The organism is Mesorhizobium sp., from assembly GCF_017306585.1.
Taxonomy (GTDB): domain Bacteria; phylum Pseudomonadota; class Alphaproteobacteria; order Rhizobiales; family Rhizobiaceae; genus Mesorhizobium.
Map to the genome: position 1 here is coordinate 1 of NZ_JAFKIC010000273.1, position 14,377 is coordinate 14,377.

12 protein-coding genes and 1 pseudogene are annotated in these 14,377 nt (G+C 64.7%); 11 read left to right on the forward strand and 2 right to left on the reverse strand.

Annotation, left to right across the window (positions count from 1 at the left end):
* The first annotated feature begins 63 nt into the window (after positions 1-63).
* The 6 genes from J0I79_RS31730 to J0I79_RS31755 all read left to right on the forward strand — a co-directional run bounded on the left by J0I79_RS31730 (position 64) and on the right by J0I79_RS31755 (position 6,110).
* Positions 64-2,358 carry a bifunctional salicylyl-CoA 5-hydroxylase/oxidoreductase gene (locus J0I79_RS31730; protein WP_292869016.1) on the forward strand — a complete coding sequence of 765 codons (2,295 nt, stop codon included), beginning with the start codon at positions 64-66 and terminating at the stop codon, positions 2,356-2,358.
* Positions 2,355-3,125 carry an SDR family NAD(P)-dependent oxidoreductase gene (locus tag J0I79_RS31735; RefSeq protein ID WP_292869019.1) on the forward strand — a complete coding sequence of 257 codons (771 nt, stop codon included), beginning with the start codon at positions 2,355-2,357 and terminating at the stop codon, positions 3,123-3,125. Before J0I79_RS31730 ends, J0I79_RS31735 begins: the two co-directional genes overlap by 4 nt.
* Positions 3,119-3,589 carry a MarR family transcriptional regulator gene (locus J0I79_RS31740; RefSeq protein WP_292869022.1) on the forward strand — a complete coding sequence of 157 codons (471 nt, stop codon included), beginning with the start codon at positions 3,119-3,121 and terminating at the stop codon, positions 3,587-3,589. Before J0I79_RS31735 ends, J0I79_RS31740 begins: the two co-directional genes overlap by 7 nt.
* Positions 3,586-4,398: an enoyl-CoA hydratase family protein gene (locus tag J0I79_RS31745; protein ID WP_292869025.1), complete on the forward strand. Its 813-nt coding sequence runs from the start codon at positions 3,586-3,588 to the stop codon at positions 4,396-4,398. Before J0I79_RS31740 ends, J0I79_RS31745 begins: the two co-directional genes overlap by 4 nt.
* An 82-nt stretch (positions 4,399-4,480) precedes the next feature.
* Positions 4,481-5,629 (forward strand): acyl-CoA dehydrogenase family protein, encoded by a 1,149-nt coding sequence (locus J0I79_RS31750; protein WP_292869028.1) that lies wholly within the window; start codon positions 4,481-4,483, stop codon positions 5,627-5,629.
* Positions 5,630-5,696: 67 nt separating this feature from the next.
* A complete protein-coding gene (locus tag J0I79_RS31755) occupies positions 5,697-6,110 on the forward strand; it encodes a RidA family protein (RefSeq protein ID WP_292869031.1) in 414 nt (137 codons plus the stop codon).
* 230 nt (positions 6,111-6,340) lie between these two features.
* On the opposite strand, the gene J0I79_RS31760 is transcribed toward J0I79_RS31755, so the two are convergent.
* Positions 6,341-7,432, reverse strand: a complete 1,092-nt coding sequence (locus J0I79_RS31760) for an LLM class flavin-dependent oxidoreductase (protein ID WP_292869034.1) — start codon at positions 7,430-7,432, stop codon at positions 6,341-6,343.
* A 124-nt stretch (positions 7,433-7,556) separates the two neighbouring features.
* On the opposite strand from J0I79_RS31760, the gene J0I79_RS31765 reads away from it, so the two are divergent.
* The 5 genes from J0I79_RS31765 to J0I79_RS31785 all read left to right on the forward strand — a co-directional run bounded on the left by J0I79_RS31765 (position 7,557) and on the right by J0I79_RS31785 (position 12,737).
* Positions 7,557-8,318, forward strand: a complete 762-nt coding sequence (locus tag J0I79_RS31765; protein ID WP_292869037.1) for an HpcH/HpaI aldolase/citrate lyase family protein — start codon at positions 7,557-7,559, stop codon at positions 8,316-8,318.
* A gap of 195 nt (positions 8,319-8,513) precedes the next feature.
* Positions 8,514-9,704: a pyridoxal phosphate-dependent aminotransferase gene (locus J0I79_RS31770; RefSeq protein ID WP_292869058.1), complete on the forward strand. Its 1,191-nt coding sequence runs from the start codon at positions 8,514-8,516 to the stop codon at positions 9,702-9,704.
* Positions 9,705-9,797: 93 nt separating this feature from the next.
* On the forward strand, positions 9,798-10,592 hold the full coding sequence (locus J0I79_RS31775) for an ABC transporter substrate-binding protein (protein ID WP_292869040.1): 795 nt from the start codon (positions 9,798-9,800) through the stop codon (positions 10,590-10,592).
* Positions 10,593-10,750: 158 nt separating this feature from the next.
* On the forward strand, positions 10,751-11,425 hold the full coding sequence (locus J0I79_RS31780; protein ID WP_292869043.1) for an amino acid ABC transporter permease: 675 nt from the start codon (positions 10,751-10,753) through the stop codon (positions 11,423-11,425).
* A 40-nt stretch (positions 11,426-11,465) separates the two neighbouring features.
* On the forward strand, positions 11,466-12,737 hold the full coding sequence (locus J0I79_RS31785) for a cysteine desulfurase-like protein (protein ID WP_292869049.1): 1,272 nt from the start codon (positions 11,466-11,468) through the stop codon (positions 12,735-12,737).
* Positions 12,738-12,762: 25 nt separating this feature from the next.
* Here J0I79_RS31785 and J0I79_RS35190 read toward each other — a convergent pair.
* Positions 12,763-14,377: pseudogene (locus J0I79_RS35190) on the reverse strand (iron ABC transporter permease); the annotation flags it as partial.

The window sequence follows — 14,377 nt, forward strand, 5'->3', positions numbered from 1 at the left end:
CTTGAAATATCTTGCCGCCAGCGCAATACTCGAAATGCAGCAAGCGAAGAGGAGATCGCACGGATGAAGGTTGCGGTTCTCGGCGGCGGTCCAGCCGGCCTCTACTTTGCCATTTCGATGAAGCTGAGGGACGCCGCGCACGAGGTGACGGTGTTCGAGCGCAACCGCGCCGACGACACGTTCGGCTGGGGCGTCGTTCTGTCGGCCGAGACGCTCGACAATCTCGCGAAAAACGACCCGGTCAGCGCGGTCTGGATCAAGAAGCATTTCGCCTACTGGGACGACATCGCCGTCATCCATGACGGCGTGCGCACGGTGTCGTCCGGGCATGGCTTTTGCGGCATCGGCCGCAAGCGGCTCTTGATCCTGCTGCAACGGCGCGCGCGAGAGCTTGGCGTCAAGTTGATGTTCGAGACCGATATCGCCGATCCCCGCCCCTATATGGAAACGCATGATCTGGTCGTTGCCGCCGACGGGTTGAACTCCAGGGCACGCAACACTTTCGTCGACATCTTCAAGCCCGACATCGATACCCGCAAATGCAAGTTCGTCTGGCTCGGGACCAACCAGAAATTCGACGACGCCTTCACCTTCATCTTCGAAAAGACCGAGCATGGCTGGGTGTGGGCGCACGCCTATCAGTTCGACAGCGAGACCGCGACCTTCATCGTCGAGTGCAGCGAGCAGACCTGGCAGGCCTTCGGCTTTGGCGCGATGTCGCAGCAGGAATCCATCGCCGTCTGCGAGCGGATCTTCCAGAAGCATCTCGGCGGCCACGCGCTGATGACCAATGCCAACCACATCAGGGGTTCGGCCTGGATCAATTTCCCGCGCGTGCTGTGCGAGCGCTGGTCGTACAAGAACCTGGCGCTGATGGGTGACGCGGCGGCCTCGGCGCATTTCTCGATCGGCTCCGGCACCAAGCTGGCGCTGGAGAGTGCCGTGGCGCTGGCCGACTATGTCGAGGCCGAGCCCGATCTCGAAGCCGCGTTCCAGAAATACGAGGACGCCCGCCGCACCGAGGTGCTGAAGCTGCAATCGGCGGCGCGCAATTCGCTGGAATGGTTCGAGGAAGTCGAGCGCTATCTCGGTCTCGATCCGGTGCAGTTCAACTATTCGCTGCTGACGCGGTCGCAGCGCATCAGCCATGAAAACCTGCGGCTGCGCGACGCCGCGTGGCTGGGCGGAGCCGAGGAATGGTTTCAGCGCCAGGCCGGCGCCGGTGGCAACCGGCTGCGCCGGGCGCCGATGTTCGCGCCGTTCAAACTGCGCGACATGCAGCTTGCCAACCGCGTCGTCGTATCGCCGATGGCGCAGTACAAGGCCGTCGACGGCTGCCCGACCGACTGGCATTTCACCCATTACGCCGAGCGCGCCAAGGGCGGCGCGGGGCTTGTCTATATCGAGATGACCTGCGTCAGCCCGGAGGGCCGCATCACGCCTGGTTGTCCCGGTTTCTACGCGCCCGAACATGAGGTGGCGTGGAAGCGGCTGGTCGACTTCGTCCATGCCGAGACGGAAGCAAGGATTTGCGCCCAGATCGGCCATTCCGGCGCCAAGGGCTCCACGCGTGTCGGCTGGGAAGGCACCGACGTGCCACTGGCTTCGGGCAACTGGCCTATCATGGCTGCATCTGCCGTGGCCTGGTCGCCTGAGAATCAGGTGCCGAAGGCCATGGACCGTGCCGATATGGATCTGGTCCGCGACCAGTTCGTGGCTTCGGCCGAGATGGCGGACCGCTGCGGCTTCGACATGCTGGAGATCCACGCCGCGCATGGCTACCTGCTGTCGTCCTTCATCACACCGGTCACCAACCGGCGCACTGACGACTATGGCGGCTCGCTGGAAAACCGCATGCGCTATCCCCTGGAAATCTTCCACGCCGTGCGCGCCGTGTGGCCCGAGGGAAAGCCGATCTCGGTGCGCATCTCGGCCAATGACTGGGTCGGCATCGAAGGCGTCACCCCGGCGGACGCTGTCGAGATCGCAAGGATGCTGCATGCCGCCGGCGTCGACATTTGCGACGTCTCGGCCGGGCAGACCTCGATTGCCGCCAAGCCGGTCTATGGCCGCATGTTCCAGACACCGTTTTCCGACCGCATCCGCAACGAGGTCGGCATGGCGACGATGGCGGTCGGCAACATCTATGAGCCGGATCATGTCAATTCGATCCTGATGGCCGGCCGCGCCGACCTGGTGGCGCTGGCGCGGCCGCATCTCGCCGATCCCTACTGGACGCTGCATGCGGCGGTGACGCTCGGCGATCGTGGCGTCAAATGGCCGGATCCCTATCTGCCGGGGCGTGACCAGCTCTACCGGCTGGCCGAACGCGATGCGGCTGCGGGGCTCAAGGTATGAGTGCTGCGGCGACACCCTTCAAGCACGCTCTTGTCACCGGCGGTGGCACCGGCGTTGGCAAAGCCATAGCACTGGCGCTCGCGGAGGCAGGCGTCGCGGTCACCATCTGCGGACGGCGCGAAGCTGCGCTGGCCGAAGTTGAGAGGAAAAATGACCGCATCTCTGGCCTCGTCGCCGACGTCACGAATGAGGCCGAAATGGCCGATCTCTATCAGAGGGCCGAAGCCGCACGCGGCCCCTTCGATATCGTCGTCGCCAATGCCGGCATGGCGGGCAGCATGCCGGCGCACAAGACCTCGCTCGCCGACTGGCAGCGCACGCTGGACGTCAACCTGACCGGTAGCTTCCTGACCGTGAAGCCGGCACTGGCCGGCATGGCCGCGCGAAAGTCGGGGCGGATCGTCTTCATCGCCTCCACGGCCGGGTTGAAGGGCTACGCCTATGTCGCGCCCTATGTGGCGGCCAAGCATGGCGTCGTCGGCCTGATGCGGGCACTGGCGGCCGAGACGGCGAAGTCCGGGGTGACCGTCAATGCGGTCTGCCCGGGTTTCGTGGAAACGGAAATGCTGGAAGAATCCATCCAGCGCATCGTCGAAAAGACCGGCCGCTCGACCGGTGACGCGCGGGCGAGCCTGGCCTCGACCAATCCGCAGGGCCGCTTCATTCAGCCGCGGGAAGTTGCCGCCGCCGTGCTGTGGCTGTGCGGCGATACGGCGGCATCGATCACCGGACAGGCGATTTCGATCTCAGGAGGCGAAACATGGTAGCCGGCCCCCTGCCCGCGCCGTCGGGACCCGGCAAGGACCGGCTGCGTCTGTGGATCAGGCTGTTGCGCGCCTCGCGCACCATCGAGGCCGAGCTGCGCGATCGGCTGAAGAAGGAATTCGACACGACGCTGCCACGCTTCGACGTGATGGCCGCACTCTACCGGGCGCCGGAAGGCATGCTGATGAGCGACCTGTCGCGCTTCCTTCTGGTGTCCAACGGCAATGTCACCGGGATCGTCGACCGGCTGGTTTCGGAAGGGCTGGTAACGCGCGCCCGGCGTAATGGCGACCGCCGTACCTCCATGGTTCGGCTGACGGATGAGGGCACGGAATCCTTTGCCACCATCGCCGCCGCGCATGAGGGCTGGATCGGGGAATTGCTGGGCAAGGTCAGCGAGGAGGATGCACGCCGGCTGACCGGCATGCTGACCTCGTTCCGCAGCAACTGGGAGGGACGCGAATGACTGAGATGGCCGGCCTCAAGCCCAAGCACTTTCTCTGGGAGGCCGAGGGCAGGATCGCCAAGATCCGGCTCGACCGGCCGGAGCGCAAGAATCCCCTGACCTTCGACAGCTATGCGGAGCTGCGCGACACGTTCCGCGACCTGGTCTACGCCGACGATATCGACGCCGTGGTGTTCCTGTCCAATGGCGGCAATTTCTGCTCCGGCGGCGATGTCCATGACATTATCGGCCCGCTGGTCAGGATGGACATGAAGGAGTTGCTCGCCTTCACCCGCATGACCGGCGATTTCGTCAAGGCGATGCTGAACTGCGGCAAGCCGATCATCGCCGCGGTCGATGGCGTCGCGGTCGGCGCCGGCGCCATCATCGCCATGAGCGCCGATATCCGTATCGCGACGCCGGAGGCCAAGACGGCTTTCCTGTTCACCCGCGTCGGCCTTGCCGGCTGCGACATGGGCGCCTGCGCGATCCTGCCGCGCATCATCGGCCAGGGCCGTGCCGCTGAACTGCTCTATACCGGCCGCACGATGACGGCGGCGGAAGGCGAACGCTGGGGCTTCTACAACAGGCTGGTCGAAGCGGCCGCACTCGAGGCCGACGCGCTCGACATGGCCGCACGCATCGTCTCCGGCCCGACCTTCGCCCATGGCATCACCAAGACGCAGCTCAACCAGGAATGGTCGATGGGCCTCGACCAGGCGATCGAGGCCGAAGCGCAGGCGCAAGCGATCTGCATGCAGACGCGCGATTTCGAGCGGGCGTACAAGGCGTTCGTGGCGAAAGAAAAGCCGGTGTTCGAGGGGAATTGAGGATGATGCTTTCCGTGGATACGTCGGCAGGACAGAGGGGGGCGCCGTAGAGCGCAAACCCTGCAGAACTGCGGAGGCGCAAATGCCTGACCGCTCCTTCCTCAACTGGCCCTTCTTCGAAGACCGCCACCGCGAACTCGCCGAGCAGCTCGAAACCTGGTGCGCGAAAAACCTCCCCGTCGACCATCACGACGTCGACGCCGCCTGCCGCGACCTGGTGGCGAAACTCGGCCGCGACGGCTGGCTGAAGTCTACGGCTGTCGACACCGACAATCCCGGCCCGCTCGACGTCCGCACGCTGTGCATCACGCGCGAAACGCTGGCGCGCCATGACGGGCTCGCCGACTTCGCCTTCGCCATGCAGGGGCTTGGCACCGGGGCGCTGAGCCTGTTCGGCACGCCGGACCAGCAGCAATGGTTGATGAAGACCCGCGCCGGCAAGACGATCTCGGCCTTTGCCCTGTCGGAACCGCGCTCTGGGTCCGACGTCGCCAACACAGAGATGACGGCAACGCGCGACGGCGACAGCTATGTGCTGACCGGCGAGAAGACCTGGATCTCCAATGGCGGCATCGCCGATCTCTACATCGTTTTCGCCCGCACCGGCGAGGCGCCTGGCGCCAAGGGATTGTCCGCTTTCATCGTGCCCGGGGACGCCAGCGGGCTCGGCATTGCCGAGCGCCTCGAAGTCATCGCACCGCATCCGCTGGCAAGGCTTTCGTTCGACGCGGTGCGCCTGCCGGCTTCGTCGCTGATCGGCAAGCCCGGCGACGGCTTCCGCATCGCCATGTCGGTGCTCGATGTCTTCCGCTCGACTGTCGGCGCGGCGGCGCTCGGCTTTGCCCGGCGCGCGCTCGACGAAAGCATCAAACGGGTTGCCGAGCGAAAACTGTTCGGGGCGCCGATGGCGGAACTGCAGATGGTGCAAGGTCACATCGCCGACATGGCGCTCGACGTCGACGCGGCCGCCTTACTGGTCTACCGCGCCGCCTGGACCAAGGACATGGGCGCCGCGCGGGTCACCCGCGAGGCGGCGATGGCCAAGCTGTTCGCCACCGACAAGGCGCAGGAGGTAATCGACAAGGCCGTGCAGTTGCATGGCGGCGACGGCGTCCGCAAAGGTCACATCGTCGAGAGCCTGTACCGCGAGATCCGCGCCCTGCGCATCTATGAGGGCGCTTCCGACGTGCAGAAGGTGGTGATCGCACGGCAGGTGATGGGCGCGGCCTGAACAGGCCGCCCCGACGGACGGGACTGTTTCGAACGCGGATATTGCGGACCGATATTGGAGAGTTGATATGCACGAGATCCTGCAGCCGGAAGGCTGGGCAAAACCGGTCGGCTACGCCAATGGCGTCGCGGCGCATGGCAGGCTGGTGTTCGTCGGCGGCCAGGTCGGTTGGAACGGGCAATGCAAGTTCGAGACCGACGATTTCGTCGGTCAGGTGCGGCAGACGCTTCAGAACGTGGTAGCGATCCTCGCCGAAGCGGGCGCCAAGCCCCAGCACATCACCTCGATGACCTGGTATTTCACCGACAAGGCCGAATATCTCGGCAACCTCAAGGGTATAGGCGAAGCCTATCGCGTGGTGGTCGGCCGGCATTTCCCGGCCATGGCCGCCATGCAGGTGGTGGCGCTGGTGGAGGATCGCGCCAAGATCGAGATCCAGGCGACAGCCGTTATTCCGGACGAAGCTGTTCGTCCGGAATAACCACCATCGCTTCGTCATCCTGGGGCGAAGCAAGGAGCGTAGCGACGCAGCGCAGACCCCAGGATCCATGCCGGGACTCCTGAGCGCCGCCACGGTGCAGAATTCTGCTCCGCTGCACTCCGCGACTGAGGTCGCGGCATGGATCCCAGGGTCTACGCGACGCCGCTACGCGGCTGCTTCGCCCAGGGATGACGAAGTTGGGAAGGCTGCGGCCAATTGCGAATGTTCTACTACCCTCGAAGCCCCGCCTGCCTGAGCAGCGGCAGCACGTGATCGCAGAAATAGGGCAGCTCCTGCGTGTAGTTGACGAAGGACAGCGCGATGCCCTCATAGCCGTGTCCTGATATGGCGGCCATGTCGGCGGCGATCGTCTCGGGGGTTCCGATCAGCGGATAGGTGCCGGCGCCACCGGCGAAACGCTGTCGATAGCGATCATAGGCATGCGCGTCATGCGACTGCGAAAATTCCTTCTTGCCGGCCATGTGGGCATCGACCGCCTCGTGATCGGCCAGATCGACGGCATATCTGGTGTAGTAGGCCTGCGCCTCTTCCATGGTCGGACGGCAGACGACATGCGCGACGGTGTAGACGCCGACCTTGCGGCCAACCTTGTCGGCCCGCTCCCCTATATCGGCGACATGCCTGCCGGCATCGCCCATCTCGGAAAAGGTCGTGAACAGATAGTCGCAATGGGCAGCGGCGAAATCGCGGCCCGGGCCGCCGAAGGCGGCGTTCATCGTCACCGGACGCGGGACCTGCAGGCTGGCCGGCCGGCTGACCGCTTCCTTCAGGCGATAATAGATGCCCTCGTAGTCGAGGGGTTCGCTCGACACGTAAAGCCGTTCGAGGATCTCGATCCATTCGGCCGCCTGCTCATAGCCCTTTTCGACCAGCGGCGTGCCGAACATGCCGAATTCCTTCGGGTTCCAGCCGCAGACGATGTTGAGGCCGGCTCGCCCCTGGCTGATGTGATCCACCGTGGCCAGCGCCTTGGCGGCATAGAGCGGATGCACGAGTGGCACGTGCACCGTCATGAACAGGCCGATCCGCTGCGTCGCGGCCGCGAGGGCGGCCGCCCAGGTGAAGGTTTCGAACGACCATTCGCGCACCTTGTTGCGGCCGCCAAAGCCGCGCCAGCGCGCGATCGGCAGCATGAACTCGAGACCGGCGCGGTCGGCGATCTGAGCCGCGGTCAGATTGTCCTGCCAGCCCGCCGTCCAGCGTTCCGGCACATCGGTTATGGCAAGGCCGCCATCGGCGTTGGTCGAAAAGACGCCGAGCTTAAGTTTGTTGGAACCGTGCAGGGGATGCGCTTTGATCATAAGGGATACTCGCGGCGGAATATGAGCACGCTAGGCCCGTGCGAAAATATTTCAAGCCTGAAATAGCTTCGCCTCGCCGCCGATTGCGGATATGAATTTGGGCTAGACGACAAAGAGGACAGGCATGAGCGAATTCCGCCAGAAGTGCATCGGCAAGGCCAAGCTCGTCGGCTCCTTCGCGACCATCCCTCACCCTGTCGCGGTCGAGGTGATGGCGCTTGCCGGCCTCGACTTCCTCTGCATCGACTGGGAACACGCCCAGATTTCGCGCGACATGATCGAAGCCATGGTGCGGGCCGCCGACGTCCACCGCGTGCCGGCGATGGTGCGCGTTCCCGGGCATGCGCCGGAGGCTATCCAGGCGGCGCTCGACAGCGGCGCGCAAGGAGTGCTGATGCCGCGTGTCTCGACCGCTGCACAGGCGGCAATGGCCGTCAACGCCTCGCGCTATCCGCCGCTTGGCCAGCGCGGCGTCGGCCCCGGCCGTGCGGCGGGCTACGGCTACCGCATTCCCGAGTATCTTGCGGGCGCCAACGAGAGGGTTGTCGTCGCGGTCCAGGTCGAAACCGCGGAGGGACTGGCCAATATCGAAGCGATCGCCGCCGTCGACGGCGTCGACATTATCTTCGTCGGGCCCGGCGACCTCTCGGTATCGATCGATGCCATTGGGCCGCAGGGAGCCGACAGGCTCGACGCGGCGATCCAGACAATCATCCGCGCAACGATCGCGCACCGAAAAACCGCCGGCATATTCTGCGCCAGCCCGCAGGCTGTCGGCCGATGGGCAGCCATCGGCGCCAGCTTTTTCGTGCTGGCCAGCGACACGATGTTCCTTGGCGCCGGTGCCGCGGCCAACTCAGCCGCGGCACGTGACGAATTGGCATAGCCGGGCGCGATCGAAAAAGGACGTATCGCCGGCGCAACGGGCCCGGCCAAGTTTTTTAAGCTTAAAACTTTCGCCTTGAAATGCGCCGCACTTTGGATAAGCATTCAAGATCGATGGCGACTGCCGTGCCGGAGGGGCTTGCCGGCCAGTCCATCGTGGTGCTCCGGGTGGGAGGGGTTTCAGTCCTTGTCGTTCATGCTGCCCCAGTCATCGTCCAGCGCGCGCTATGCCTTCGACGGCGTGCGCGCCCAGATCCGTGACCTGCACACTGAAAACATCGCCAATCTCGCCGTGCGTGCGCGCGAACTGGGCGACGTCATCGCGCTTTGGTACGGCGAAGGCGATATGGTGACGCCGGCCTTCATCCGCGACGCCGCCAAGGCCGCGCTCGATGACGGCCTGACCTTCTACGTTCCCAACATGCGCGGCCATGGGCCGCTGAACGAGGCGCTGTCGGAGTACCAGACGCGCATCCATGGCCGCTCCATCCCGATCGCCCGCACCACCGTCACGCCCGGCGGCATGCAGGCGCTGTACCTTGCCCTGGAACTGCTGGTCGATACCGGCAGCAATGTCGTCTATCTCGCGCCGCAGTGGCCCAACATCCACAACGCCATCCATCTGATCGGCGGCGAGCCGCGACCGTTTCCGCTCGACTTCAAGGGCGACTGGCATCTCGACCTCGACCGTTTGTTCGCCAGCTGCGACGCGCGCACCCGCGCCATCTTCCTGTCGACGCCATCCAACCCGACCGGCTGGACCGCTTCGCGCGACGAGATGCAGGCGCTGCTCGACTTCAGCCGGCGCACCGGCATCTGGATCATTTCAGACGAAGTCTATGGCCGGCTCTATTTCGATGGCGACGTCGCGCCCTCGATCCTGCAGATCGCCGAGGACGGCGACCGGGTGCTGTCGGTCAACAGTTTCTCGAAGGCCTGGGCCATGACCGGCTGGCGCATCGGCTGGCTGACGCATCCGTCGGGCGTTGCCGACCAGCTCGGCGCCATGACGCAATACATCAACAGCGGCACTGCCGCGCCGATCCAGGCCGGCGCCGTCGCCGCCATCCGCCAGGGCGAGCCGCTGGTCGAGGAGATCAGGCAGCGCATCAAAACGGGCCTTGATCTCGCCTATGATCGGCTGGCGCAGATTCCAGGCATCATCCTGCCGACGAAACCGCGCGGCGGCATGTATGCGTTCTTCGCGCTGGAAGGCGAAAGCGATGCGCGGCAGGCCTGCGCCAGGATATTGGAGACGGCGCGCGTCGGACTGGCGCCTGGGCATCTCTTCGGAAATTCGTCGGCGGCGTTCCTGCGCATGTGCGTATGCCGAGACCGGGACCAGATAGCGACCGCGCTCGACCGCATGGTCGCCGCCATGAATTGACGCCCCGCTGGGAGGCGGGACGGCAACAAACCGTGCGGGGTCCGCTCCGCCCGATCAACAACCAGAGGGAACACCCCAGAGGGACCATTAGAGATGATCAACCGTCGCAATCTCATCCTGCTCGCCACCGCCATCGGCATTGCCGCCGGCCCGGCCACGGCTTACGCCGCCGATGTGCTCAATGTCGGCGCATACCCGACCAATCCGCCGTTCGAGTACAAGAACGAGAGCGGCACTTTCGAGGGCTTCGAGGTCGACATTGTCAATGAGGCGGCCAAGCGCATCGGCATGACCACGGACATCGCCGATCTCGGCTTCCAGGCGCTGTTCGCGGCCGTCAGTTCCAACCGCATCGACGTCGCGATCTCCTCGATCACCATCACGCCGGAGCGCCTGAAAACGCTGTCCTTCACCCAGCCCTACTATGATTCCGACATGGGCATCGCCACCAAGACCGACAGCGCGATCAATGCCGAGGCCGATCTCAAGGGCAAGGTCGTCGGCGTGCTCTCCGGCTCGACGGGCGAGACATGGGTGAAAGCACATCAGGAAGCCGACGGCTATAGCGACGTGAAGGGTTACGACACGCAGCAGAACCTGCTGCTCGACCTCAGCGCCGGCCGCGTCGACGCCGCCGTCAGCGACATTCCCGGCATGCAGTATTCCTTCCAGAAAATGAAGGACCTCGTCGTCAAGCAGCGCATCAAGACCGGCGAGCAGTACGGGCTGATGATGAGCAAGGATCATCCATTGCTCGGCAAGCTGAACGACGCGCTGACGGCGATGAAGAAGGACGGCACGCTGGCCGCGATCCACAAGAAGTGGTTCGGCACCGACGCCCCGGCCGATTCCTCGACCGTCAAGGAAATGCCGCTGCCCAAGGCCTGAGCGGCAGCCAGCAAAACGGACGTGCCGGCTGCCAAGGTCGGCACGCCCCGTTTCAAGCATGACCTTCCCGGAACCGCCGCCCGCGCGGTCAGGTCGAGCTCAGCGTTCCGGGTCTCGCTCCGGCGTCGGAAGACGCAACATGGTTGGAGAATGCCCTGATGTCGCTGATCGACACTTTCTTCAATCCGGACGTCATCGCATCGAGCCTGCCGGCGCTGCTGCGCGGTTTTCTCAACACGCTGCTGCTCGGGATCATGAGCATCGTCATCGGGATCGCTGTCGGGCTGCTGATCAGCCTGGTGCGGCTCTATGGGCCAAGGCCGCTGCGTTGGATCGCGATCGGTTACACCGATATCTTCCGGGCGCTGCCGGTGCTGGTGGTGCTGATCCTGATCTACTATGCGCTGCCCTTCCTCGGCATCCGGCTGTCGTCCTGGGCGTCCGCGGTCACAGCCTTCGCCATCATCATGTCGGCCTATTCGGCCGAGGTGTTCCGCTCCGGCATCGAAAGCATTCCGAAGGGTCAGTTCGAGGCAGCGCACGCCTTGGGCCTGCCGTTCCTGCTCACCTTGCGCAAGGTGGTGCTGCCGCAGGCGATCCGCGTCGTCATTCCGCCGATGACCAGCAACTGCGTCTCGATGTTCAAGGACACCTCGCTCGCCTCAACGGTCGCGCTGCCGGAACTGCTCAAGGAAGCGACCAACGCGCAGTCGCTCTACGCCAACCCCTCGCCGCTGATCGGCGCGGCGCTGGTTTATCTCATCTTCCTGTGGCCGATGGTGCGGCTGGTCAGCCTGCTCGAGCGCCGCTTCCAGACCGAGAAGACGCGCTGATCCACCAACCGATCCCCAACTCCCCGCAGGAGCCTGCCCCGTGAACAATCAGACAGACACCACGAACGCCGCCGCGTTTCCCGTGGAGAAAATCCGGGCGATGTTCCCGGCGCTGCAGCGCGCCGGCGATTTCATTTTCATGGACAACGCCGCTGGCGCGCAGATTCCGCAGAGTGTGCTCGACGCGGTGACCAACCATCTGGTTTCGCACAATGTCCAGCGCGGCGGCCGCTATGGCCGCAGCGTCACCGTCGACCAGTCCGTCGCCGATGCGCGGACAAGCGTGGCGCTGCTCATCAACGCCTATAGTCCTTCGGAAATCTGCTTCGGCATGAACGCCACCTCGTTCATCCGCCTGGTCAGCCTCGGCATCGGCCAGATGCTGCAAGATCGGGACGAGATCGTCATCACCGACATGGATCACGACGCCAACATCGCCACCTGGCTGGCACTGGAGCAGGCCGGCGCCAAATTTCAGTGGTGGCGGATGCGCCAGGACGGCAATCTGCATGTCGACGACCTGAAGGCGCTGGTTTCGGAGCGCACACGCCTTGTCGCCTGCACGGTCACGGCGCATTCGATCGGCTCGATCGTCGATGTTGCTTCGGTGGCGAAGATCGCGCATGCGGCCGGCGCAGAAGTGTTCCTCGATTGCGTACATTATGGACCGCACGGGCTGATCGACGTGCAGGCCTGGGGCTGCGACTATCTCGTCTGTTCCGGCTACAAGAATTTCTCACCGCATATGGGTTTTCTCTGGGGCCGCTTCGAAACGCTGAAGCGGCTGCCGACCTTCCGCGAGGACTTCATTCCCGACGAGCCGCCCTACAAGGTCGAGGCCGGCACCTTCATCTACGAGAACGTCTCGGGCATGGATGCGGCGGTGCAATATCTGGAACTGATCGGCCGCAACCTCGCACCCTCCAACAACCGCTCGCGGCGAGAGAATATCGTCGCCGGCATGGGCGCCATCCGCGACTACGAGCTCTTTCTGGCGCGCGAGATGATGGCCGTGCTGAAGAATTGCGGCGCGACCATCTATGGCGTCGCGGACGAGGGCCGCATCAACGAGCGTGTGCCGACCTTCTGCTTCAACATCGGCACATTGTCGCCGCAGAAGATCGTGGAGGAAATGGCCGACATGCAGATCGGCATCCGCGACGGCCACATGTACGCGCCGCGGCTGATGAAACGGCTCAACCTCTCCATGGACAGCGGCGCCATTCGCGCTTCGCTCGTGCACTACAACACAGTCGAGGAAGTGCGCCGGTTCGGCGAGGCGCTGCGCGCGATCGTTGCCAAGCTGTCGTGAACGGGCAGAACGCGGGCCGGCATTCCTATTTCACCACACTGACGCGCATCAGCCCGAGAACAAGCAGCGGCAGAAGCGTCGTCAGCACGATGGCGAGGAAAGCCATGGCCATGCCCAGCCCGATCGAGCCCTGCTCGAACTGACGCCAGATGAAGGTCGCGACCGTCTGCACGCCGACGGGAGCGACCAGGATGGAAGTGACCAGTTCGCGCGAGGCAACGGCAAAGACCAGCAGCATCGCCGAGACGAGGCTTGGCCTGATGAGCGGCAGCAGGATCCGGCGCAGCGCCGTCATGCCGGAGGCTCCGCAGACGCGCGCGGCGGCTTCGAGATTATCCCCGATCTGCAGCAGGGCGGCATGGGTGTAACGCACCGGATGCGGCAGCAGGATGCAGCAATAGGCGAGCAGCAGGATCAGGGATGTATTGTAGCAGCCAGGGCTGGTTCCAGGCGAGGATAAGCCCAACAGCAACGACAATCCCCGGCAGAGCGTTGGGAAGCACCGTCAACACATCAATTGCCCACCGCCCCCGTGTCTTCGTCTTGACGATGACATAGGCTGATAGTGCCCCCAGCAACCCGGCGATGAGCGCCGTGGCGACGCCCAGCGAGAGGCTGAGGCCAAGCGCTCTCAGGCCGCCAGCCGAATTGGCGAAGATCGCCTCGAAATTCTGCAGGCCGAGATTGCCCGGCACGAGCCCGCCGGAAATCGTCTTCTGCGTCGCCGTCGCCAGCACCGCCAGCAGCGGAACACCCGTCGCAAGGAAGGCGACGGTGGCGAACAACGCGACCACGGGAGCGGCGAGTGCACCCAGGGGCCGCTTGTCCTTGTTCTGCGGCTTGCCGCCGGTCGTTTCATAGGACCGGCGGCAAGAATGCGCCGCTGGAGCAGGAAGGCGAGGAAGGACAGCAAGACCAGCACCAGCGAGATGACCGCGGCGCCAGGCAGATCGATCGGCCAGTCCGAGACGCGAAGGTCGATGCCGCTGACCAGAACCTCGAAGCCGGCGCGGCGGCCAAGGGCGGCCGGCGTGCCGTATTCCTCGATCGCCATGGCAAAGACCAGCAGCAGACTGGCCGCAAGGCCGGGTGCCGCAAGCGGCAGGGTTATGCGCCAGAAGGCTCTGGCAGGCGTGGCGCCGAAAAGACGGGCCACATCGGAATAGCGGGCGCCCACTGCCTCGACCGTGCGAGAGACGGCAAAATAGACGACCGGAAAGGTATTGAGGGCCATGATCAGTGTCATGCCGCCCAGCGAGAACAGGAACGGCGCGAGATGGAAGCCGGCCAGTTGATGCAAGTAGCCGCGCGGCTGCAGCGTCATGATCCAGCCAAGCGTGGCGATGTAGGGCGGGATCATGAACGGCACGAGCAGCAGCACGTCCCAGAGCGGCGCGAGCGGTACACGAAAGAGCGCGCGCAGGACGCCCAGCGGCACGGCCAGCAGGGCCGCCGCCGCCACGACGGCCGCGCCAAGCAGCACGGTGTTGAACGTCATGCGCAACAGCGCGGGGTTGGCCAGGGTCTCGAGGACATTGGCGAACGGCGCCCGGAACGATCCCGATCCGAGCGCCGGGAAGAGGGCCTGCAGGACGATGAAGGCAAAGGGTATGGCCACGACCAGGACAAGCCCTGCGCCG

What these genes read in the sequence shown, in the direction of transcription:
- J0I79_RS31730 (WP_292869016.1), top strand. Translation starts at nt 64, where the DNA reads ATGAAGGTTGCGGTTCTCGGCGGCGGTCCAGCCGGCCTCTACTTTGCC.
- J0I79_RS31735 (WP_292869019.1), top strand. Translation starts at nt 2,355, where the DNA reads ATGAGTGCTGCGGCGACACCCTTCAAGCACGCTCTTGTCACCGGCGGT.
- J0I79_RS31740 (WP_292869022.1), top strand. Translation starts at nt 3,119, where the DNA reads ATGGTAGCCGGCCCCCTGCCCGCGCCGTCGGGACCCGGCAAGGACCGG.
- J0I79_RS31745 (WP_292869025.1), top strand. Translation starts at nt 3,586, where the DNA reads ATGACTGAGATGGCCGGCCTCAAGCCCAAGCACTTTCTCTGGGAGGCC.
- J0I79_RS31750 (WP_292869028.1), top strand. Translation starts at nt 4,481, where the DNA reads ATGCCTGACCGCTCCTTCCTCAACTGGCCCTTCTTCGAAGACCGCCAC.
- J0I79_RS31755 (WP_292869031.1), top strand. Translation starts at nt 5,697, where the DNA reads ATGCACGAGATCCTGCAGCCGGAAGGCTGGGCAAAACCGGTCGGCTAC.
- J0I79_RS31760 (WP_292869034.1), bottom strand. Translation starts at nt 7,432, where the DNA reads ATGATCAAAGCGCATCCCCTGCACGGTTCCAACAAACTTAAGCTCGGC.
- J0I79_RS31765 (WP_292869037.1), top strand. Translation starts at nt 7,557, where the DNA reads ATGAGCGAATTCCGCCAGAAGTGCATCGGCAAGGCCAAGCTCGTCGGC.
- J0I79_RS31770 (WP_292869058.1), top strand. Translation starts at nt 8,514, where the DNA reads ATGCTGCCCCAGTCATCGTCCAGCGCGCGCTATGCCTTCGACGGCGTG.
- J0I79_RS31775 (WP_292869040.1), top strand. Translation starts at nt 9,798, where the DNA reads ATGATCAACCGTCGCAATCTCATCCTGCTCGCCACCGCCATCGGCATT.
- J0I79_RS31780 (WP_292869043.1), top strand. Translation starts at nt 10,751, where the DNA reads ATGTCGCTGATCGACACTTTCTTCAATCCGGACGTCATCGCATCGAGC.